The sequence below is a fragment of the Campylobacter showae genome (genome assembly GCF_900573985.1).
GTDB lineage: Bacteria > Campylobacterota > Campylobacteria > Campylobacterales > Campylobacteraceae > Campylobacter_A > Campylobacter_A showae_E.
Map to the genome: position 1 here is coordinate 1,109,456 of NZ_UWOK01000001.1, position 20,892 is coordinate 1,130,347.

The following is a 20,892-nucleotide window of genomic DNA, read 5'->3' on the forward strand; positions in this document are numbered from 1 at the left end:
ATGCTAAAGTATCCGTTTGAGGAATTTCACAAAGACGTAAAAATAATGGTGCGAGATATCAAAGCAAATTTCGAGCCCGAGGTGATTTTGGCGATTGCCCGCGGCGGACTTACTTTGGGACATTTTTTAGCGAGCTTGCTAAATAACCGTAATCTTTTTACGCTAAACTCAATCCACTACGAAGAGACGCAAAAGCTCGATACCATCGATATCTTTAACATCCCTGATCTATCTAAATTTAATAAAATTTTGATAGTGGACGACATGATCGACACGGGGGAGAGTATGGTAGCCATAAAACAAGAGCTTTTAAAGCGCTTCCCGCATATCGAGCTAAAGATCGCGACTATCTTTTATAAACGAAAAGCGCTTTTGTTGCCTGATTTTACGGTAAGAGAGGCGCATGAGTGGATAGAGTTTTTCTGGGAAGAGCAAATTTAAGCCTAAAATTTAGCCATGTTGCGCTCGGAAACGTTTTTACTTTTTATCATCTGCCTTATTGATTTTTGCTTTTTGTCGTATGCGATTAGCACGCTTAGCATTAGCTACTACGAGGCAGATGCGTTTTATAACTCGCCTAAAATTTCAGCTGTTTTGGCTAGATTTTCGGTCGAGATTTTCGGGCAAAACGACTATGCTTTGCGCCTTCCTTTTGTTATTTGCCACATTTTTAGCGTCGCGCTACTCTACAAGGTATCAAAGCAAATTTTAAAACGCAAATTTGACCGAGTAGTAAGCGCGGTCGTGTTTGTACTGCTTCCTGCGACGATGGCGTCGGCGATCTTGGTAAACGATGCCGGCATCATAATCGCGCTCTCGCTTTTGAGCATTTATCTCTATCAACTACGCAAAATGCTCGCTTTTTACGCGCTTTTGTGTGTATTGCCTTTTATTAGCGGCGCGTTTTTAGTTTATTTTTCGGCCATTTTTATATTTGCCGTCTATAGGCGCGACGCTAAGATGGCGTGGGTTGCGGCGCTACTTTTCGCGCTTTGCTTTTATCTTTACGGATTTGACTCGGGCGGCAAGCCTAGGGGTCATCTGCTTGATACCGTGAGTATTTTTGCCGCCGCGTTTTCGCCTTTTATCTTTGTCTATTTCGTCTATGCGATGTATAGAATTTGGATAAAAGAGACTAAAAATTTGCTCTGGTTCGTCTGCATAACGGCATTTTTGTTTTGCTTGTTTTTGTCGATCAGGCAGCGACTGGAGCTCGAAAACTACCTGCCTTTTTGCGTTATTTCGGTGCCGATTTTGGTTCGGGTATTTTTTAGCTCGTACCGTGTAAGACTACCGATGTTTAGACGTGGATATAAAATTTTAGCTTCATTTGCCGCGTTTTCTTTGCTCGTTGGGTTTTTGTTTGTACTTTTTAATGAAACGCTTTACGGCGTGCTAAAAGATCCGACCAAGCATTTTGTTTACAGATATCATGTAGCAAAAGAGCTTGCAAAAGAGCTAAAAAATGAGGGCGTAGAAAAAATTTTCACGGACGATAAAAAGCTAGATTTGAGACTTAAATTTTACGGCATAGATACGCGGCCGGACGCAAATTTGCGATTAGCAATTTTGGACCAGAAAGATAATTATGGTAATATAGCGGTCTATAAATTTGGCGTAAAAATCGCAAATTTTAAAATTATAAAAGATGATTAGGGGATAAATTTAATGAAAAAAGCTTTTACTATGCTAGAGCTTGTCATTGTTATTGTTGTTATAGGAATTTTAGCTGCTATGGTGATACCAAGACTTGAACGTGATAATCTCGCTGAAGCTGTCGATCAAATAGCATCTCATATCAGATATACTCAGCATCTTGCTATGCAAGATAATAAATTTAGTATAGATTTGGCAAATCCGGCCAATGATACACAATGGTATAGACAAAGGTGGACTCTTTCTTTTAACACAGGTGGATTTTGTGGTAGTAAGAATACGGATTGGACATATAGTGTTTACTTTGACGGAGTAGGGGGTTTTACGGGGAATTTAAATAGTTCTAATGAGGCTGCAAGAGATCCTCAAAATCCTTCAAAAATTATGAGTGCAGGATGGAGTAGTGGCGCCTCGGGCGGAGGTTGCAATAATGCAGATAGCAAATATAATATAACAAAAAAATTCGGAATAACAAGAATTGATTTATCGAATGGCTGTGGCGCTGCCAATACAACATCAATATCGTTTGATGAATTTGGTCGCCCTATGAAAAAGGCTAGCACGACAGGTGGTGGGGGCGCTACAAGGGGATATGATAGAATATTGATTGCAAGTGATAATTGTTTTATTTCCATAGGAACTGCTGATAAAAATGCTACTATATATATAACACCTGAAACGGGCTTTACTAGAGTTTCGTATTGATTTAAATAAATTTATTTCTACCTTGTGTGTTTCTTCAGCTTCTTTTAAGTATATTGCTTGTATAATTCGAGCTCACGAATTGAGAAACCACCTTTAACTTTCACGTTAATAAAGCCTTTTCTTTTAATATCGTAAGTTTTAATTTTGAGTTAAATAAACAATTCTCTAATTTTTGAGAGTTTTTGAAACTAGCTCTTAAATTATGTTTTTTAAATTAACACTGTTAAACTAATTAGTCAATCTTTGAAATCTAAACAAGTGATCGATTGAGCCAATCTTTTATCAGGCTTTCCCTGGAAAGTAGATAAGAGATAAAACTAATTAATAAAATTAAAGTTTTTTGATTAAAACTTCATATAAATTCTAAATCAATTAAATTTGATTTAGCTAAACGCTAATTTAGATTGCGTGAGCAATCTTAGTCTTTAGCGTTGCTTCTTAGCAAAGCTTTGCTTTGCGCTAAAGAAGGTTAATATGGAGAGTTTGATCCTGGCTCAGAGTGAACGCTGGCGGCGTGCCTAATACATGCAAGTCGAACGGAGATTAAGTAGCTTGCTATTTAATCTTAGTGGCGCACGGGTGAGTAATATATAGCTAACTTGCCCATTACTAAGGGACAACAGTTGGAAACGACTGCTAATACCTTATACTCCGTATCTATATAAGTAGATACGGGAAAGTTTTTCGGTAATGGATAGGGCTATATCGTATCAGCTAGTTGGTAAGGTAATGGCTTACCAAGGCTATGACGCGTAACTGGTCTGAGAGGATGATCAGTCACACTGGAACTGAGACACGGTCCAGACTCCTACGGGAGGCAGCAGTAGGGAATATTGCTCAATGGGGGAAACCCTGAAGCAGCAACGCCGCGTGGAGGATGACACTTTTCGGAGCGTAAACTCCTTTTCTTGGGAAAGAATTATGACGGTACCCAAGGAATAAGCACCGGCTAACTCCGTGCCAGCAGCCGCGGTAATACGGAGGGTGCAAGCGTTACTCGGAATCACTGGGCGTAAAGGACGCGTAGGCGGATTATCAAGTCTCTTGTGAAATCTAACGGCTTAACCGTTAAACTGCTTGGGAAACTGATAATCTAGAGTAAGGGAGAGGCAGATGGAATTCTTGGTGTAGGGGTAAAATCCGTAGAGATCAAGAAGAATACCCATTGCGAAAGCGATCTGCTGGAACTTAACTGACGCTAATGCGTGAAAGCGTGGGGAGCAAACAGGATTAGATACCCTGGTAGTCCACGCCCTAAACGATGTATACTAGTTGTTGCTTCGCTAGTCGAGGCAGTAATGCACCTAACGGATTAAGTATACCGCCTGGGGAGTACGGTCGCAAGATTAAAACTCAAAGGAATAGACGGGGACCCGCACAAGCGGTGGAGCATGTGGTTTAATTCGAAGATACGCGAAGAACCTTACCCGGACTTGATATCTAACAAATCATCCAGAGATGGAAGAGTATCTGCTTGCAGAAATGTTAAGACAGGTGCTGCACGGCTGTCGTCAGCTCGTGTCGTGAGATGTTGGGTTAAGTCCCGCAACGAGCGCAACCCACGTCATTAGTTGCTAACGGTTCGGCCGAGCACTCTAATGAGACTGCCTTCGCAAGGAGGAGGAAGGTGTGGACGACGTCAAGTCATCATGGCCCTTATGTCCGGGGCGACACACGTGCTACAATGGCATATACAATGAGACGCAATATCGCGAGATGGAGCAAATCTATAAAATATGTCCCAGTTCGGATTGGAGTCTGCAACTCGACTCCATGAAGCCGGAATCGCTAGTAATCGTAGATCAGCCATGCTACGGTGAATACGTTCCCGGGTCTTGTACTCACCGCCCGTCACACCATGGGAGTTGATTTCACTCGAAGCCCAAATACCAAACTGGTTATGGTCCACAGTGGAATCAGCGACTGGGGTGAAGTCGTAACAAGGTAACCGTAGGAGAACCTGCGGTTGGATCACCTCCTTTCTAGAGTACAACGAATATTCTCTCACAAGATATTCGTCAAAGGAAAATTTAGGTTATCGCTATAGATAATCTACTCAATCGACCTTGTTTAGTTTTGAAAGATTGACGCAAACCTATAGGGGCCTATAGCTCAGCTGGTTAGAGTGCACCCCTGATAAGGGTGAGGTCACAAGTTCAAGTCTTGTTAGGCCCACCAGAGAATTTAATTGGGGAATTAGCTCAGCTGGGAGAGCGCCTGCTTTGCACGCAGGAGGTCAGCGGTTCGATCCCGCTATTCTCCACCATGATTAGTTTAACATCAAAAAAGTCTAAACTAAGTATTTTTATTAAATATTTAGTTTAGACTTTGTCGAAATAGACTCTTTATTTTTACGGCGCTTTCGAAAGAAGCGGTGTGCTTTAGGGGTTTCCAAAGGGCTTTTTAGCCCTTGGTCGCAAAGACTAGCTTTGCTAGTCTGCGAAGTCTAAACGTTATTTAGTTTATCATTGTTAAAAGTCACAATCAAGTTTTAATAAATAAAACAATTTTACAGGACTTGTTAAAGATTTAAAGATCTTGCTTATTTGCTTAATGCAGAAGTTTGACGTCACAAGATATCACAGGATTTAAAACTTACCTAGATATTAGTCAATGCTTTCCGTCTTAAAAGCTAGAGATTTAAATTTAGTAATAGATCTTAAATTTGAGGCTTAGTTATGAAATCTTAAATTTATGAGTTACCTTTAACAAGGAAGTGATGCGAATTAGAATATATTATATACTAATAAAAGGTAAGCTACTAAGAGTAAGTGGTGGATGCCTTGGCTAGTAGAGGCGATGAAAGACGTGCCAGGCTGCGATAAGTCTCGGGGAGCCGTCAAGGGGCTTTGATCCGGGAATTTCTGAATGGGGCAACCCAGTTAAGCGTGAGCTTAACTACCTAATATGGAGCGAACGAGGGGAATTGAAACATCTTAGTACCCTCAGGAAAAGAAATCAAAAGAGATTACGCTAGTAGCGGCGAGCGAACGCGTAAGAGGGCAAACCGTTAGTTTACTAACGGGGTTGTAGGACTGCGATATAGACTAAACTTAGCTAATAGAATAATCTGGAAAGATTAAGCATAGAGGGTGATACTCCCGTATATGAAAGCTTTGTTTTACTTAGCAGTATCCTGAGTAGGGCGGAACACGTGATATTCTGTCTGAAGCCGGGTCGACCACGATCCAACCCTAAATACTACTACTAGACCGATAGCGCACAAGTACCGTGAGGGAAAGGTGAAAAGAACTGAGGTGATCAGAGTGAAATAGAACCTGAAACCATTTACTTACAATCATTCAGAGCACGATTCTTTATGACGTGTTATGGACTGCCTTTTGCATAATGAGCCTGCGAGTTGTGGTGTCTGGCGAGGTTAAGGAAACCCGGAGCCGTAGCGAAAGCGAGTCTTAATAGGGCGTTTAGTCAGATGCTGCAGACCCGAAACGATGTGATCTATCCATGAGCAGGTTGAAGCCGGTGTAAGAGCCGGTGGAGGACCCAACCCGCTGGCGTTGAAAAGCCTTGGGATGACTTGTGGATAGGGGTGAAAGGTCAATCAAACATCGTGATAGCTGGTTCTCTCCGAAATATATTTAGGTATAGCGTCATGTAGTAACACTGGGGGGTAGAGCACTGAATGGGCTAGGGCATACACCAATGTACCAAACCCTATCAAACTCCGAATACCTAGTGTGTAATCATGGCAGTCAGGCGGCGAGTGATAAAATCCGTCGTCGAGAGGGGAACAACCCAGACTAACAGCTAAGGTCCCTAAATCTCATTTAAGTGGAAAACGATGTGGAGTTACTTAAACAACCAGGAGGTTGGCTTAGAAGCAGCCATCCTTTAAAGAAAGCGTAATAGCTCACTGGTCTAGTGATTCTGCGCGGAAAATATAACGGGGCTAAAATGAGTACCGAAGCTTTAGACTTAGTTTTACTAAGTGGTAGGAGAGCGTTGCATTCAGCGTCGAAGGTGTACCGGTAAGGAGCGCTGGAGCGAATGCAAGTGAGCATGCAGGCATGAGTAGCGATAATTGGGGTGAGAATCCCCAACGCCGTAAACCCAAGGTTTCCTACGCGATGCTCGTCATCGTAGGGTTAGCCGGGTCCTAAGCAAAGTCCGAAAGGGGTATGCGATGGAAAATTGGTTAATATTCCAATGCCAACTATAATGTGCGATGGAAGGACGCTTAGAGTTAAGCAAGCTAGCGGATGGTAGTGCTAGTCGAAAGGTGTAGGTTAAGATCCAGGCAAATCCGGATCTTTTTAAGCCGAGACCCCACAGGCGTTTGAAGTTCTTCGGAATGGATAGCGAATTGCTGATACTGTCGAGCCAAGAAAAGTTTCTAAGTTTAGTTATAGTTGCCCGTACCGTAAACCGACACAGGTGGGTGGGATGAGTATTCTAAGGCGCGTGGAAGAACTCTCTTCAAGGAACTCTGCAAAATAGCACCGTATCTTCGGTATAAGGTGTGCCTAACTTTGTGAAGGATTTACTCCGTAAGCATTGAAGGTTACAACAAAGAGTCCCTCCCGACTGTTTACCAAAAACACAGCACTCTGCTAACTCGTAAGAGGATGTATAGGGTGTGACGCCTGCCCGGTGCTCGAAGGTTAATTGATGACGTTAGCTCTGCGAAGCGTTTGATCGAAGCCCGAGTAAACGGCGGCCGTAACTATAACGGTCCTAAGGTAGCGAAATTCCTTGTCGATTAAATATCGACCTGCATGAATGGCGTAACGAGATGGGAGCTGTCTCGAAGAGGGATCCAGTGAAATTGTAGTGGAGGTGAAAATTCCTCCTACCCGCGGCAAGACGGAAAGACCCCGTGGACCTTTACTACAGCTTGACACTGCTATTGGGATAAAAATGTGCAGGATAGGTGGGAGGCTTTGATCCATAGACGCCAGTTTATGGTGAGCCGTTGTTGAGATACCACTCTTTTTTATTCTGATAGCTAACTAGCTTGAGTTATCCTCAAGTAGGACAATGTCTGGTGGGTAGTTTGACTGGGGCGGTCGCCTCCCAAAATGTAACGGAGGCTTACAAAGGTTGGCTCAGAACGGTTGGAAATCGTTCGCAGAGTATAAAGGCAAAAGCCAGCTTAACTGCGAGACATACACGTCAAGCAGGGACGAAAGTCGGTCTTAGTGATCCGGTGGTTCTGTGTGGAAGGGCCATCGCTCAAAGGATAAAAGGTACCCCGGGGATAACAGGCTGATCTCCCCCAAGAGCTCACATCGACGGGGAGGTTTGGCACCTCGATGTCGGCTCATCGCATCCTGGGGCTGGAGCAGGTCCCAAGGGTATGGCTGTTCGCCATTTAAAGCGGTACGCGAGCTGGGTTCAGAACGTCGTGAGACAGTTCGGTCCCTATCTGCCGTGGGCGCAAGAAGATTGAGGAGAGTTGACCCTAGTACGAGAGGACCGGGTTGAACCGACCACTGGTGTACCAGTTATCCTGCCAAGGGTAGCGCTGGGTAGCTATGTCGGGATGTGATAACCGCTGAAAGCATCTAAGCAGGAAGCCAACTCCAAGATGAATCTTCTTTTAAGAGCTCTTATAGACTATAAGTTTGATAGGCTGGGTGTGTAATGGATGAAAGTCCTTTAGCTGACCAGTACTAATAGCTCGTCTGCTTATCTTTTAATAAGCATCACTTCCTTGTTAAGGGTAATTTTATTTCGAAAATTCGAAATAAAATATCTAATCTATACCTTATCAAGATCTTGTTTTAGTTAAAATGAGATTTGATTTTTAACAATTAAATAGCAGTGTTAAAGAAGTAAATTAATATAGTTTATTTCTTTAACACTGCCCGTGACTATACAGACGAGGAAACGCCTTGCTCCATCTCGAACCAAGAAGCTAAGCTCGTCCTGGCTGATGATACTCTCCCTTACTGGGATGTCGGGAAAGTAGGTCGTTGCGGGCTTTGTTTTTTTATGCTTTTATTCCTTTATACTTTTTACATTACATTCTTTATTCTAAAGTGTGTTTATCTAGTGTCTAAGAGTGATGCTATTAAATTTTACATGAGGATGATATAGGTGGTTGTGTGTGCTGTGGATTTGTGTGGGATTGATTTGTGCAAGTCGAAGCTGTATGGCTACTGTTAGTGCGTTATATTTTAAGGGTGTCAGGTAAAGACCATGGCGTGAAAAAGTAGTTTGTGATAGGATGAGCTGAATCCAAAGAGGAAGGTCGCCTAACGAATAGAAGTTCTAAAGTTGGCCATAGTGCAATGGAAGTCTTTTGTGGTGTATGATATTTTTTGAAGGTAAATCATAACATAAAGCAAAAGTCATTTTAGTCAGTAGATAACATCGCTTTACGATAAAGTAATTTATGCAATAATCTCGCAATCAATGTGCTATATTTTATTTGCATACGATAAAAGGGTGACAGATTAAAACTAAAGTAAGGAAAAATTCAAGCCAAATACCTTAAAATGTACTCAAGCTATAATTAAACTTTATTCAAGTATTTTTAGGGGAAAATGGTGGGATTAAAATGTGTTTTGCTTACACTACGTTTTTTGTGGCCCTTGGTTACACTAATATTAAGCTTTTTTAGATTTTCATTTAGAAGTTGATTTGCTTAAATACATTTGCAGCACTGGTTTATATTAATAATATTTTTTAATAATTTTATAATTATTTTTTGGTAGAATGTGAAATAATTTTTTAAAAAGGAAAAACTATGAACAAATTTATGTTATCAATGTTGGCATGCGCTTCGATGGTATTTGCCGCTATAAATTTAAATACTGCTACAAAAGAGGAACTTATGAGCTTAAACGGCATTGGTGCAGCAAAGGCTGATGCTATTATTGAATACAGAAAAACAAACAAATTTGAAAGCATAGAGGATATTAAAAACGTAAACGGTATCGGCGATAAGACTTTTGAAAATTTAAAAGGCGACATATCTACGAGCGGCACGAGCGTAATGCCTACAAGCGATAAAGTATCCAAAAAGGCAAAAGAAGTCAATGATGTGACCGACAAAGTAAAACAGGGCAAAAAAGAAGTCGCTAAAAAAACAAAAGATGTAGAAGACAAAATAGCTGCGCCTGTAAAAGATGTGGATAAATCTAAAGCGGACATAGAAGAAAAGGCTTCTAAAAGTATAAAAAATAAAGTAAAATCCGGTGAAGATAAAATAGAAAAAGATATTGATGAGGCTAAGACCAAGACAAAAGTTTCAAAAAAGAAGGTTGAAGAAAATGTAGGCAAGGAAGTTGAAGCTAAAAAACCTACAAAGAAAAAATCAGAATAGTCTATGTTGTGTAGCTCAAATTTGAGCCTATAAATTAAACTGTGTAAATCCTTTTTGGCAAATAATCTGAAGGGATTTACGCAATGCTTTCTGATTATATACACCCTCCACAACCGATTAAATCACTATAAATGCAAAATTAAAGTGCTATATCTGACATTAATCGCCATTGGTAAATGTTAGTCAAAAAACAATAAAAATGTCTACCAGTAAGCAAGCAACTTAAAAACCGGCTGCTGTTATCTTTATTATGGATGGTTAATGGCTGTAAAAACAATATATTTTGGTGGTGTTATTTTGAAAGTTGCAATATAGTGCCACAGCTGACAATGCCAAATTTAATTCTCCGTACGCGGATCTATGCGTACAATTGAAATATGTCAATTTTAAAAGCACAGCTACCAAATTTACATTGCTGCATTTTTTAAAACCGAAATCTCGTTGCTAAAATTTTTATCAAAGTCCGACAAATTTTATTAAAAAAAATCTTGAGGGACCAAATTTTGTACCCTGCGTTGTTTTTAAAGGTTAAAAAGATATAATCTGTGCATTATTCTAAAACAAACAAAATTTAATAAGGCGACCAAAGGGTGAGTTTTAAAAAAGTTTTAAAATTTATATCTATTTTTGCGGTGGCATTTGTGCTCGGCGGATGTACGGCTAAGGCTAAATTTGATGTTCCGCAGATCGTAAATTTCGATAAACGCGAATTTGAAGTGACTTCGCAAAGCGGCTCAAATTTGCTCTATATTTCGCACGAAAAAGAGGACTATTATTTTACGATGATAAACTCCATGGGCACTCCGCTGGCTAGACGAGTTTTGAGACCGAGTGGCGATTTTGAAGCTATAGGCTTTTTACCACCAAATAGCACATACAACGAGCTTTTTGTAAAGATTCTGAGCGCCATAAAATCAAATCAAAAAGAGGCTGCCATAACGGTAAATAACGAAAATTTTAAGGTAAGAGCTCTTGATATACGTTAGTAAGCCAGCCATCATCAGCGCAGCCGGAGCCGATGCAGAGGAAAATTTTGCAAATTTATGCGGAGAAAAGAGATTTTTGAGCGTTTGCGAAGGCTTTAGGGTGGATAAAAGCTTTATCCTCGGCAAGGTCGGCGTGCATCTGGCTAAATTTAGCCAAAATACGCCAAAACACCTGCAAACACGCACGAACGCTCTAGTTTTAAGTGCGCTTTTGCAGATCGATAAAGAAGTGCGAGACGCTATCAAAAAATACAGCAAAAATCGCGTCGGCGTGGTCGTGGGTACGACTACTAGCGGCGTGGAGGAAAACTACGAAACATTTAAGGATTTTGCCGCGACGGGGTTTTTCGACGCTTCAAAATTTGGCATAAATCGCAACTCTCTAGCCAACCCGTCCGAATTTATTGCCGATTTTTACGGGCTTAGTTCCGTGGCTTTTTCCGTCTCGACAGCCTGTACGTCTGGCGTCAAGGCTATCATAACGGCAAAAAGGCTACTGGAGTCCGGCATTTGCGACGCGGTGATCTGCGGCGGCGTGGATAGCTTAAACACGCTCACGATCAACGGCTTTGATAGCCTAGGCATCCTAAGTGCACGAGAGACCAATCCGTTTTCCAAAAATCGCGACGGTATAAATATCGGCGAAGGGGCGGCCTTTTTCGTGGCGAGCAGGGATGAAATCTCAAACTTAGTTATCGCGGGCGAGCACTCAAACTGCGACGCGTTTCATATGACGCAGCCCGATTTTAGCGGGCAGATGCAAACGCAGTGCGTGCAAAAGGCGCTTGAGGCGGCAAATTTAAGCAGCGTAGATTATATAAATTTGCACGGTACCGGCACGCAGGCAAACGATAAAATCGAGGCAAAGATCGTGCATTCGCTCATGCCGAGCGTTTTTGCTAGCTCTGTTAAATCTCTGATCGGCCACACGTTAGGAGCCGCAGGAGCCATCGAGAGCGCGCTTTGTGCCATGCTTTGCGCTAGAGGCGAAACCGCGCTGCCGCCGCACGTTTACGACGGCGTTTACGATGATGAGATAGAGGGGATAAATTTGGTAAAATTTGGCCAAAGAGCGGTCGTAAATTCGGCGATGTCGCTGTCATTTGCATTTGGTGGAGATAATGCGGCGATCGTGTTTGGGAGGGCGAAATGAGCCTAGGAGACTATCTCCCGCACGGTACGGCGATCGTTTTTATTGACGAGGTGCTTAAATTTGAAGAGGGTCGCATAAAAACCAAAAGCGTGATAAAAGAGGATAATAAATTTCTTTCAAACGGCAAATTCGCCATGCACAAAACCGTCGAGATGATGGCGCAGTCGCTGGGTATCTACGACTCAAAGATGCGCGAGCTAAAAGGTATGAAATTTGGCCTGGGTTTTTTGCTAGGCAGTAGAAAATTTGAGATATTTAAGCCGTTTTTAACGGCAGGAGACGAGGTCCTCATCGAGGCGGCTTGCTCGATACAAGACGCAAGCGGTTTTGGCGTTTACGACTGTGAGCTTTACGTAAACGGCGAGCTTGGGGCGCGCGCGACGCTAAATGTGCTAAGCCCGGACGAGGAATACGTAAAAAGGATACTAGATGAGTAAAAGAGTGCTGATAACGGGCTCGAGTCGCGGCATCGGCGAAGCGGTGGCTAGGCGGCTGGCGGCAGCGGGATACGAGGTTGTATTGCACGGCAAAAGCACGAGCGAGCGACTATTAAATTTACAAAACGAGTTAAATTTGATTGCTTTAAAATTTGACGTCGCAGATACCGAGGCGGCAAGGGCGGCGATCGAGGCCGATATAGAGGCAAACGGAGCTTATTACGCTGTCGTGCTAAACGCCGGCATCACGCGCGATAACACCTTTGTCGGCATTGAGGACGAGGATTGGTTTAGTGTCGTAGATACGAATTTAAACGGCTTCTATAACGTCCTAAAACCCGCTCTCATGCCTATGATTCGCGCTAAAAAGCCCGCTCGTATCGTCGTCATGAGCTCGGTCTCAGGCGTCATCGGCAACCGCGGACAGAGCAACTACGCGGCTAGCAAAGCAGGCCTCATCGGCGCAGCAAAGTCCCTCGCCGTCGAGCTTGCCTCGCGAAATATCACCGTAAACTGTATCGCACCCGGACTCATCGAGACTGATATGACGGACGGCGGCTTGCCGATGGAGGAGATTTTAAAGGCCATCCCGGCTAAAAGAGCTGGCAAAGCAGACGAGGTTGCGCCTTTGGTCGAGTTTTTACTAAGCAAGGGCGCAGCCTACATAACGAGGCAGGTTATCGGCGTAAACGGAGGGTTTTGCTGATGCGAGTTTTTATAACGGGTATGGGTATGGTGAGCGCCTTTGGCAAGAGCTGGGAAGAGATAAGGGCTAAATTTGAGCTCGGCCAAAACGCCGTGAGATACATGTCTCAGTGGGATAGATACGCCGATCTAAACACCCGCCTAGCTGCACCCATAGAGGACTATGAGTGCCCTAGTTCGTGGGACCGCAAGCAGTTAAGGAGCCTGGGCACTGTTTCTATGTATAGCGTCGAGGCGGCGGGGCTGGCGCTAAGAGACGCGGGGCTAATGCGGGGTGAAAATTTAGACGCCGCGAGCCTCGATCCTAGCGTGCAAGAGGGCAGACTAGGCGTCGCATGCGGTTCGTCTACGGGCAGCACCGAGTCGATACTAGCGATGGCAAAGCTGCTAGAGCGCGGCGAAAACGAGTGCAACGCCAACACCTACATCAAGATGATGCCTCACACCACGGCGGCGAATATCGCGCTTTTTTACTCGCTAAAAGGGCGTATTATCCCGACGTCATCGGCGTGTACGAGCGGCTCGCACGCGATCGGATACGCCTACGAGAGTATCAAAAGCGGCAAGATCGACATGATGCTAGCAGGCGGGGCAGAGGAGTTGTGCCCGAGCGAGGCATACGTGTTTGACATGCTCTACGCCACTAGCGTGAAAAACGGCTCGCCTGAAATTTCGCCTACTCCGTTTGACGAGGAGCGCGATGGGCTGGTGCTTGGCGAGGGTGCTGGGATGCTTTTGCTAGAGAGCGAAGAGAGCGCCGTAAAGCGCGGGGCTAAAATTTACGCCGAGGTCGTGGGCTTTGGCTCAAACTGCGACGGCTCGCACGTCACGCGCCCGCAAAGCGCAACGATGAAAGGCGCGATGGCTCTAGCTTTAAAAGATGCAAATTTAACGCCGGGAAAGATCGGCTACGTAAACGCTCACGCCACGGCGACCAAGCAGGGCGACATCGCCGAGAGTATCGCTACAAACGAACTTTTCGGCGATAAGATCGCTATCAGCTCGCTAAAAAGCTACCTAGGTCATACGCTAGGAGCTTGCGGCGGTTTGGAGGCGATATTTAGCGTGATGATGATGCGGGAGAAAAGATTTTTCCCGACGATAAATTTGACCAGCGTCGATCCTAGTTGCGCGCCGCTATTTTACCTGACCGAGCAAACAGCGATAGATACGGATTTTGTTATGAGCAACAACTTTGCTTTTGGCGGAGTAAATACCTCGCTGATATTTAAAAGAATTTAAAATTTGAAGGTAAAATATGAAGCAAATTTTAGCCGTTTTGCTTTTGATTTTCTCTTTTGCGGCGGCAAAGGATGAGTTTTACGAGCACGATATCGCAAGCGCGCTGGAGTCTAAATTCGCAAAGAAGTATCTGCTAAAAGATATAAGCTTGCAGTTTTCTAAGCAGACGGACGAAGAGCTAGAGCCCGTAAAATCGCAAAGGCGTAGCAACAAATACCGCGCGGTCGAGGAAGATGGTTTCGGCGACGCGGTAAAAGACCAGCGCGAGGATAACTACAAGGAGTCTTGCGAATACGTTTTCGTTAAGGTTTTGGTCGATCTGCAAACGGCGGCGAAAAACGCGGGCAAAAGCAGCGTTGTGAACATGCGAGGAAATTTTAAAGAAAAGCTGCTAGACAGCAAGGATAAATTTCAATGCGCGGTCGGAAATATGGCGACTGCGGTGGCGTTGAAAGCAAATTTGAAATAAGGAGAAAAAATGAAAAAATTATTAGTTTTAGCAGGCGTTTGCGCCTTGGCTTTAAATTTGAGCGCGCGCGACGACGTGCATCACTTTTCGATCGAGGAGGCGCTAAGCTCGCCGAAAGCAAAAGAGGTGCTAGATCCAAACATCAAGCTAAGCTTTGGCTCGGGTACGAAAGGCGGCATCATCAAAAGCGGCCTAATGGCTAACAAAAAAACCAACGCCTTTAACAAAAGCGACAAAGAGGCGTGCCAGTGGGCGTTTTTGTCGGCGATAAAAACTTTCCAAGAGCGCGCGGTGCAAGAGGGTGGCGCGAGGGTAGTAAATTTAACCGGCTACTACAAAAAACAACCCTTTGACTCCAAAACGCAGTTTCAGTGCGGTGCGGGCGCTTTGATGGCGGGTGTAACGCTAAAAGGCGATATAGCAAAATAAGCGGCGAGAGGGGCGAATGAGGCTAAATTTTAAACTCGATTTTTTCGACGCGGTTGTTTTTAACGGCTCGCAGGACGCGAAGCTGGCGGCATACGAGAGGGAGCTTGATGTCTCGCACGTGCCCCCGCTTGAGCGCCGTAGGCTTAGCCGCGCGGCAAAGTGCGCCTTTGATCTAACCAAAAACATCGCGCCGCTTGATATGCCTATCGTTTTTAGCTCTTATGAGGGCGAGATAAATCGCTGTTTTGAGCTACAAAATACGCTAGCTCACGGCGAGCTCATATCGCCGACCTCGTTTTCGCTCTCGGTACACAACGCCCTTTCCTCGCTTCTGGCGATAAATTTTAAAAATCGTAGCGAAATCTCGGCCGTTTCTGCATACGCGCCGCTAGAGTACGCTTTGGTGCAGGCGCATCTGATGCTAAAAAGCGGAGCCAAAAACGCTCTAGTTTTAGCCTATCACGAGAGTATTTCGCAGGAGTATTTTGACGAGTTTGCGCCCTCTTGTATGGTTTGTTTGCTAGTTAGCGAGGGCGAAAATTTGAGTTTGTCTCAAGGCGAGCCGGACGGCAAAACGGATGAAAATTTGCTCGTTAAATTCCTGCAAAATTTCGATCCGAAGCAAAAATGCTCTTGGCAAAGCGTGGATAAAAACTCCGCTTGGCGGTGGGATTATGAGCCCTCGTCACGGGTTTAAAATTTTTATAGTCGGGGCGAATTTCGCGCTATTTGGACTCATCTGCGCGCTTGGAAATTTGATCTTTGTTCCGGTTGCGCTTCTTGGGCTTTATAAATTTAAATTTGTCAGAAATTTTTGCCGAGATTTGGTGCGTCTGGCTTGGAGATTTTTTATATTTTCTACTCAAATTTGCGGCTATCAGCGCACCAAATTTGACCTTCCTTTGGGGCTTGGCTCCGCCTCGCAGATAATCATCGCAAACCACCCGTCGCTTTTAGACGTCGTATTTTTGATAGCGCTCATCCGCCGCGCAAACTGCGTGGTAAAAGGGGGCCTTGGTAAAAATATTTTCTTAGCTCCCGCAATAAAATCCTGCGGCTACATCCTAAACACGGCAAACGAGGAGCTCTTGCAAAAGAGCGCGGATGCGCTAAAAAGCGGTGAGAGTTTGATAATATTTCCAGAAGGTACGCGCACGGCGGGTGAGATCGTATTTCACAAAGCAGCCGCCTATATCGCTGTAAATGCGGCAAAACAGCTAGTCGCCATCGCCATTAAAATGGATCCGCCCAGTCTCAAAAAACACGAGCCTTGGTACAAAACCCCGAGCGTTATGATAAAATACGAGTTCAAAGAGCTTTTTAGGCTAAATTTGGACGGATTTTGCGCGGATAGGCCAAATCCGATCAGGGCCAGAGAGCTGCACGCTTTTATCAGCGAAAATTATACAAAGGAGTTTAAACAATGAACGAACTAATAGAGGAGATAAAAGAGCTCATCATAAAGAGCTTAAATTTGGAGGATATGAAACCGAGCGATATCGACGAAAACGCGCCGCTTTTTAACGAAGGGCTAGGTCTTGATAGCGTCGATGCGCTCGAGCTTGGCCTTGCGGTGCAAAAAAACTACGGCCTAGTGCTTGATTCTAAAACCGCAAATTTAAAAGAGATTTTTTACAGCGTAAAAAGCCTCGCGCAATATATCTTTGAAAACAGGAAATAACGATGAAACAGGAAGAAATTTTTGAGATTTTAAAGTCCGCGCTAGTGCAGCTTTTTGAGATCGACGAGGCTAAAATCACGCCGCAAACGCGCATTTACGAGGATTTGCAGATAGATAGCATCGACGCGATCGATCTTATAGATCACATCAAGCGCAAAACGGGCCACCGATTGATGCCTGAAGACTTTAAAAACGTAAAAACGCTCGAAGACATCGTAAACGCGGTGGCTAAAAAATTTGACGAGCAAGCTTAAAATCGCCCTAAGCGTAGTTAGCGTCATCTACCCATTCGCGCTATTTTTCGCGGGCGATTTTGCATTTTGGGTCGTTTGGGCGCTGGCTGTGCTATGGATAGCGCGCGGGGCGTATTCAAGCGGCTTTGAGAGGAGGCTTAGTATCGCGGCGGCCGTTTTTTTCATAGTTTGTATGATTTTTAGGGGCGGATTTTTGGCGTACCTTTACCCGGTTTTGGTGAGTTTGGCTTTTTTGGTGTTTTTTGCTTTTAGCCTAAAAAACGAAGCCGTCATCACCAAAATCGCAAAACTAAAAGAGCCAAATTTGGACGAAAAAGGCGTGGTTTATACGCGAAATTTGACCAAAATTTGGTGCGCTTTTTTTGTTTTTAACGCCGCCATATCGCTCGCGCTAGCATTGATGGAGGATAAACTTTACTGGAGCGTTTATAGCGGCGCGGTATCTTACGCGCTGATGGGGGCGCTGTTTTTCGGGGAAATTTTATTTAGAAAGAGATTTATAAAGAGCGATGAGCTTTGAAGAAAATTTAAAAAATTTTAGATTTGCGGACGACTCGCGCGACGTCTTTGATGCGTGTCTTAGATTTGCCGCGTTTTTAGAAAAAAACGGCGTAAAGGAGCTGCAAATTTACATTGACGACGCGTTTAAATTTTACGCTGCGTTTTTCGGCTCGCTTTTGGCGGGTGCCGCACCTTGCGTGCTGGCAAAGCCGGTTTATGAGACAAATTTGACCGCCGTAAACGACGAAAATTTTTTAAATTTTCTTGCAAACGAGCCTGCGAAAGGGCTTAAATTTGATCCGCAGGCTAAATTTTATCTGCAAACTTCGGGCTCTAGCGGCAAAAGCAAGATGATAGAAAAAACGCTCGCGCAGATGATAAAAGAGAGCGAGTATTTAGCCGCCGAGCTAAGTTTTAGCGAGCGAAATACCTTTTTTTCGAGCGTTTCGCATAGGCACATGTTTGGGCTAACGTTTAAGGTCTTTTTGCCTCTGGTGCTGGGTGCGCGCGTCATCGCGGACGAGCTAAACTATCCAGAGGCGATTTTGGGTTTAGACCTTGCAAATCACGTATTTATCGCTAGTCCGGTGCTACTTAGAACTCTGGCTCAAAGTCCCGCCGCAAGCGCGCTAAAAGGCTTAAGCGGGATCGTAAGTGCGGGTTCGCCGCTAAAAAAGGAGCTAAGAGGCGAGCTAGGCCGAATCTGCGACGCGCGTATCATCGAAATCTACGGCAGCACGGAAACTGGCATAGTGGCAAAAGACTGCGGCGACGGGCTTGGGCTATTTGGCGCGGTGAATGCGGGGCTGGACGATAGAGGTGCGCTAAACGTGAGCTCGCCTTGGTGCGAGTTTTTTCAGACTAACGACGCGGCCAGCATCGACGAGGGCCGCCTCGCGCTACAAGGTAGGATAGACCGCATCGTGAAGCTAAACGACAAGCGCGTGAGCCTGGAGAGTATCGAAGCAAAGCTACTAGAAAGCGGCCTGCTCGCGGACTGCTACTGCGCGCCGCATCCGAAATTTAAGCGCATCGCCGCGCTTTTGCAGCTTAACGGCGAAGGGCTAAAAAAATTTAGAAAAATAGGCAAAAAAGGCGCAGTAGCCGAGCTAAAAGAGCTTTTGAAGCTTGAGTTTAAAAACAGCGTCCGATACTTTAAAATAGTAGAAAAAATGCCGCGAAACCAGCAGGGTAAATTTGAAAAAAGCGAATTTGAAAACACGCTATTTGCTAGTCCCAAACCCGTCTGGAGCGGCGGGCGCGTAAATGAAGCGGGCGAAATTTGCGGCGGTCAAATTTATGGAAGCGGCCAAAATTTGGAGAGTGGTTTAAGCTGCGGCACAAACGATAACAGCGTCAAATTTGACGAAAACGGCGATCGGCTCGAAAAGCACGCGCAAAAATACGAATTTAGCGCTATCATGCACGCAGGTCTCGAGATTTTCGAGAGCCATTTTCCAAATTTACCGCTACTGCCGGGATTTATGCAGCTTGATTACGTCTTTGAGCTAGCTAGCGGCGTAGGTATCGACGTTAGTGGTCTTAATACGGTGGAAAATCTAAAATTTATGAAATTTGTAAGACCTGGCGACGCACTTCGCGTTTGTTTTGAAAAACGCGGCGGCAAGCTTTACTTTGAGCTATTTTGCAACGGCGAAAAGTGCTCGGTCGGCAGGGCGGCGCTTTGAATAAATTTGCGTTTTTAGTGCCCTTTTACAATCACCCGCAAAATATCAAAGCCCTGATCGCCGCACTAAAAACATACGAGTTGCCCGTTATCGTCGTGGACGACGGCTCGGACGAGGCGAGCAAGCTAATCTTAGCGGAGCTTGAGCGCACGGAGGGGATCTTGCTGCTCACGCGCGCGCAAAACGGCGGCAAGGGCATCGCGATGAAGGACGGGTTTAAATTTGCTCTAAATCGCGGCTTTAGCCACGTTTTACAAATCGACGCCGATTTTCAGCACGACGCTGCGCTCATCGGCGAGTTTTTGAGGCAGAGCGAGACGCACCCGCAAAGTATCGTCTGCGCAAATCCCATCTACGGCGAGGATGCGCCAAAATCCCGCGTTTACGGCAGAAAGATCACGAATTTTTGGGTCGCGATAAATACGCTAAGCCTTGGCGTCAAAGACGCTATGTGCGGCTTTCGCGTCTATCCTTTAGAGCAGCTTAAAAAAGCGGCGGCAAAAAGCAAAACAAATAGGATGGAATTTGACATCGAGATCCTCGTAAATGCCGTAAGACAGGGCATCGACGTGCGCTGGATCGATACGTGCGTACGCTACGAAAAGGGCGGCGTTTCGCACTTTAAGATGCTACGCGATAACGCGCTAATCAGCCTCATGCACGCAAAATGCTTCTTTTCTCTGCCTAAATTTGCGCTGGGTAAAATTTGGCGAGCGTGCGGGTTAAATTCGAGCGAAAAAAATGGGGCGAACGCTCAAATTTCCGTAGAACCTCTGGAAAACGCCGAGCAAAATCTATGGTGGAAAAAGCAGGAAAGAGGAGGGGCGTTTTTTTTAAGGCTTAGCCTATTTTTAGTACAAATTTTGCCTGAGTTTGCGCTAAAGTTTATCGTTAAAATCGTGGTTTGGTTTTATTATATATTTTCAAAAAACGAGCGCGAGAACATCGCGGCATTTAGGCTAAATTTAAGCGTTTTTGCCGGCGCGCAGACGCTAAAAGGAACGAGCGTTTTTAGTCATTTTGAAGCCTTTGGCGGCGCTATCTGCGATAAATTTAGAGTCTGGAAAGGCAAGATCAAGGATGACGAGCTAGAAATCATTGATCTAGAGCGCATAAAAAGCGAACTAATCGGCGCGAAAAAGGGGCAAATTTTGCTCACGGCGCACCTTGGAAACGTCGAAATTTGCAAGGCTTTGGCTGCGCGGGTCGATGGCTTTAGGATGGTGATTTTGACCTATGACGAGAACTCGCGCAAATTTAACGAAGTGCTGCGCGAAATCAGCAAAAATGACGGCAGCGTGCGCATGATGGCGGTAAATAAGCTAGACGTGGCCGCGATGCTGGAGCTAAAAAATATCGTCGAAAGCGGCGAGCATATCGGCATAATGGGCGACAGGACGCCTCTTGGCGGCGATAAGGCCACGCGCGTGAAATTTCTGGGCAATGAGGCCGGCTTTAACTACGGTCCATACCTCATCGCGGGGATTTTAGGCGTAAAGATAAGCTCGCTGTGGTGTCAAAAGATCGGCGGCAAATTTAGGATCGAGCTAGTGCCGTTAGCAAGCGCCGTAAAGCTAGGGCGAGATAAGGCCGCCTCAGCGCGCCAGTATCTACAAATTTACGTCCGCGAGCTGGAAAATCGCTGCAAGCAAACGCCTACGCAGTGGTTTAATTTTTTTGATTTTTGGAGATGAG

The 20,892-nt window shown here is 44.9% G+C and carries 18 protein-coding genes, 2 tRNA genes and 3 rRNA genes; all 23 read left to right on the forward strand.

Annotation, left to right across the window (positions count from 1 at the left end):
* The 23 genes from EE116_RS05560 to EE116_RS05670 all read left to right on the forward strand — a co-directional run bounded on the left by EE116_RS05560 (position 1) and on the right by EE116_RS05670 (position 20,891).
* Positions 1-441, forward strand: a complete 441-nt coding sequence (locus EE116_RS05560; protein ID WP_002950644.1) for a phosphoribosyltransferase — start codon at positions 1-3, stop codon at positions 439-441.
* Between the two features lie 15 nt (positions 442-456).
* Positions 457-1,656 (forward strand): ArnT family glycosyltransferase, encoded by a 1,200-nt coding sequence (locus EE116_RS05565; protein ID WP_122873590.1) that lies wholly within the window; start codon positions 457-459, stop codon positions 1,654-1,656.
* Positions 1,657-1,668: 12 nt separating this feature from the next.
* Positions 1,669-2,361, forward strand: coding sequence for a prepilin-type N-terminal cleavage/methylation domain-containing protein (locus EE116_RS05570; RefSeq protein WP_122873591.1), 693 nt, complete (start codon positions 1,669-1,671; stop codon positions 2,359-2,361).
* Positions 2,362-2,832: 471 nt separating this feature from the next.
* Positions 2,833-4,343: ribosomal RNA gene (locus EE116_RS05575) — 16S ribosomal RNA — on the forward strand.
* 119 nt (positions 4,344-4,462) lie between these two features.
* A tRNA-Ile gene (locus EE116_RS05580) sits at positions 4,463-4,539 on the forward strand.
* 12 nt (positions 4,540-4,551) lie between these two features.
* Positions 4,552-4,627 (forward strand) — tRNA-Ala (locus EE116_RS05585).
* Between the two features lie 485 nt (positions 4,628-5,112).
* Positions 5,113-8,018: ribosomal RNA gene (locus tag EE116_RS05590) — 23S ribosomal RNA — on the forward strand.
* Positions 8,019-8,187: 169 nt separating this feature from the next.
* Positions 8,188-8,306 (forward strand): 5S ribosomal RNA (gene rrf / locus EE116_RS05595).
* The 16S, 23S and 5S rRNA genes sit together here with 2 tRNA genes alongside, the layout of an rRNA operon.
* A gap of 767 nt (positions 8,307-9,073) precedes the next feature.
* Entirely contained in the window at positions 9,074-9,652 is a 579-nt protein-coding gene (locus EE116_RS13220; protein ID WP_122873592.1) for a ComEA family DNA-binding protein, read from the forward strand.
* A 590-nt stretch (positions 9,653-10,242) separates the two neighbouring features.
* Complete coding sequence (locus EE116_RS05605; RefSeq protein ID WP_122873593.1) at positions 10,243-10,638, forward strand: hypothetical protein; 396 nt, start codon at positions 10,243-10,245, stop codon at positions 10,636-10,638.
* A complete protein-coding gene (locus EE116_RS05610; protein WP_122873594.1) occupies positions 10,625-11,791 on the forward strand; it encodes a beta-ketoacyl synthase N-terminal-like domain-containing protein in 1,167 nt (388 codons plus the stop codon). Before EE116_RS05605 ends, EE116_RS05610 begins: the two co-directional genes overlap by 14 nt.
* Positions 11,788-12,228: a hotdog family protein gene (locus EE116_RS05615; RefSeq protein WP_122873595.1), complete on the forward strand. Its 441-nt coding sequence runs from the start codon at positions 11,788-11,790 to the stop codon at positions 12,226-12,228. The genes EE116_RS05610 and EE116_RS05615 overlap by 4 nt, the downstream gene beginning before the upstream one ends.
* The gene (fabG, locus tag EE116_RS05620; protein ID WP_122873596.1) at positions 12,221-12,934 is read left to right on the forward strand and encodes a 3-oxoacyl-ACP reductase FabG; all 714 of its coding nucleotides are present in this window, start codon (positions 12,221-12,223) and stop codon (positions 12,932-12,934) included. Before EE116_RS05615 ends, fabG begins: the two co-directional genes overlap by 8 nt.
* A complete protein-coding gene (locus tag EE116_RS05625; RefSeq protein WP_122874445.1) occupies positions 12,934-14,175 on the forward strand; it encodes a beta-ketoacyl-ACP synthase in 1,242 nt (413 codons plus the stop codon). Before fabG ends, EE116_RS05625 begins: the two co-directional genes overlap by 1 nt.
* A gap of 16 nt (positions 14,176-14,191) precedes the next feature.
* Positions 14,192-14,644 carry an excinuclease ATPase subunit gene (locus EE116_RS05630; protein WP_122873597.1) on the forward strand — a complete coding sequence of 151 codons (453 nt, stop codon included), beginning with the start codon at positions 14,192-14,194 and terminating at the stop codon, positions 14,642-14,644.
* 9 nt (positions 14,645-14,653) lie between these two features.
* A complete protein-coding gene (locus tag EE116_RS05635) occupies positions 14,654-15,073 on the forward strand; it encodes an excinuclease ABC subunit A (protein ID WP_122873598.1) in 420 nt (139 codons plus the stop codon).
* Between the two features lie 16 nt (positions 15,074-15,089).
* Positions 15,090-15,770 (forward strand): beta-ketoacyl synthase chain length factor, encoded by a 681-nt coding sequence (locus EE116_RS05640; protein ID WP_122873599.1) that lies wholly within the window; start codon positions 15,090-15,092, stop codon positions 15,768-15,770.
* Positions 15,748-16,500, forward strand: a complete 753-nt coding sequence (locus EE116_RS05645; RefSeq protein WP_122873600.1) for a lysophospholipid acyltransferase family protein — start codon at positions 15,748-15,750, stop codon at positions 16,498-16,500. Before EE116_RS05640 ends, EE116_RS05645 begins: the two co-directional genes overlap by 23 nt.
* A complete protein-coding gene (locus EE116_RS05650) occupies positions 16,497-16,754 on the forward strand; it encodes a phosphopantetheine-binding protein (protein WP_122873601.1) in 258 nt (85 codons plus the stop codon). Before EE116_RS05645 ends, EE116_RS05650 begins: the two co-directional genes overlap by 4 nt.
* A gap of 2 nt (positions 16,755-16,756) precedes the next feature.
* Positions 16,757-17,008 (forward strand): acyl carrier protein, encoded by a 252-nt coding sequence (locus tag EE116_RS05655; protein WP_002946939.1) that lies wholly within the window; start codon positions 16,757-16,759, stop codon positions 17,006-17,008.
* Complete coding sequence (locus tag EE116_RS05660; RefSeq protein WP_122873602.1) at positions 16,992-17,528, forward strand: COG4648 family protein; 537 nt, start codon at positions 16,992-16,994, stop codon at positions 17,526-17,528. Before EE116_RS05655 ends, EE116_RS05660 begins: the two co-directional genes overlap by 17 nt.
* Entirely contained in the window at positions 17,518-19,197 is a 1,680-nt protein-coding gene (locus EE116_RS05665) for an AMP-binding protein (protein ID WP_122873603.1), read from the forward strand. The genes EE116_RS05660 and EE116_RS05665 overlap by 11 nt, the downstream gene beginning before the upstream one ends.
* Positions 19,194-20,891 (forward strand): glycosyltransferase family 2 protein, encoded by a 1,698-nt coding sequence (locus EE116_RS05670; RefSeq protein ID WP_122873604.1) that lies wholly within the window; start codon positions 19,194-19,196, stop codon positions 20,889-20,891. Before EE116_RS05665 ends, EE116_RS05670 begins: the two co-directional genes overlap by 4 nt.
* Position 20,892 lies beyond the last annotated feature (1 nt).

Excerpts from the sequence above, each read along its gene's own strand:
- EE116_RS05560 (WP_002950644.1), top strand. The coding sequence starts at position 1 with ATGCTAAAGTATCCGTTTGAGGAATTTCACAAAGACGTAAAAATAATG.
- EE116_RS05565 (WP_122873590.1), top strand. The coding sequence starts at position 457 with ATGTTGCGCTCGGAAACGTTTTTACTTTTTATCATCTGCCTTATTGAT.
- EE116_RS05570 (WP_122873591.1), top strand. The coding sequence starts at position 1,669 with ATGAAAAAAGCTTTTACTATGCTAGAGCTTGTCATTGTTATTGTTGTT.
- EE116_RS13220 (WP_122873592.1), top strand. The coding sequence starts at position 9,074 with ATGAACAAATTTATGTTATCAATGTTGGCATGCGCTTCGATGGTATTT.
- EE116_RS05615 (WP_122873595.1), top strand. The coding sequence starts at position 11,788 with ATGAGCCTAGGAGACTATCTCCCGCACGGTACGGCGATCGTTTTTATT.
- fabG (WP_122873596.1), top strand. The coding sequence starts at position 12,221 with ATGAGTAAAAGAGTGCTGATAACGGGCTCGAGTCGCGGCATCGGCGAA.
- EE116_RS05625 (WP_122874445.1), top strand. The coding sequence starts at position 12,934 with ATGCGAGTTTTTATAACGGGTATGGGTATGGTGAGCGCCTTTGGCAAG.
- EE116_RS05630 (WP_122873597.1), top strand. The coding sequence starts at position 14,192 with ATGAAGCAAATTTTAGCCGTTTTGCTTTTGATTTTCTCTTTTGCGGCG.
- EE116_RS05635 (WP_122873598.1), top strand. The coding sequence starts at position 14,654 with ATGAAAAAATTATTAGTTTTAGCAGGCGTTTGCGCCTTGGCTTTAAAT.
- EE116_RS05640 (WP_122873599.1), top strand. The coding sequence starts at position 15,090 with ATGAGGCTAAATTTTAAACTCGATTTTTTCGACGCGGTTGTTTTTAAC.
- EE116_RS05645 (WP_122873600.1), top strand. The coding sequence starts at position 15,748 with ATGAGCCCTCGTCACGGGTTTAAAATTTTTATAGTCGGGGCGAATTTC.
- EE116_RS05650 (WP_122873601.1), top strand. The coding sequence starts at position 16,497 with ATGAACGAACTAATAGAGGAGATAAAAGAGCTCATCATAAAGAGCTTA.
- EE116_RS05655 (WP_002946939.1), top strand. The coding sequence starts at position 16,757 with ATGAAACAGGAAGAAATTTTTGAGATTTTAAAGTCCGCGCTAGTGCAG.
- EE116_RS05665 (WP_122873603.1), top strand. The coding sequence starts at position 17,518 with ATGAGCTTTGAAGAAAATTTAAAAAATTTTAGATTTGCGGACGACTCG.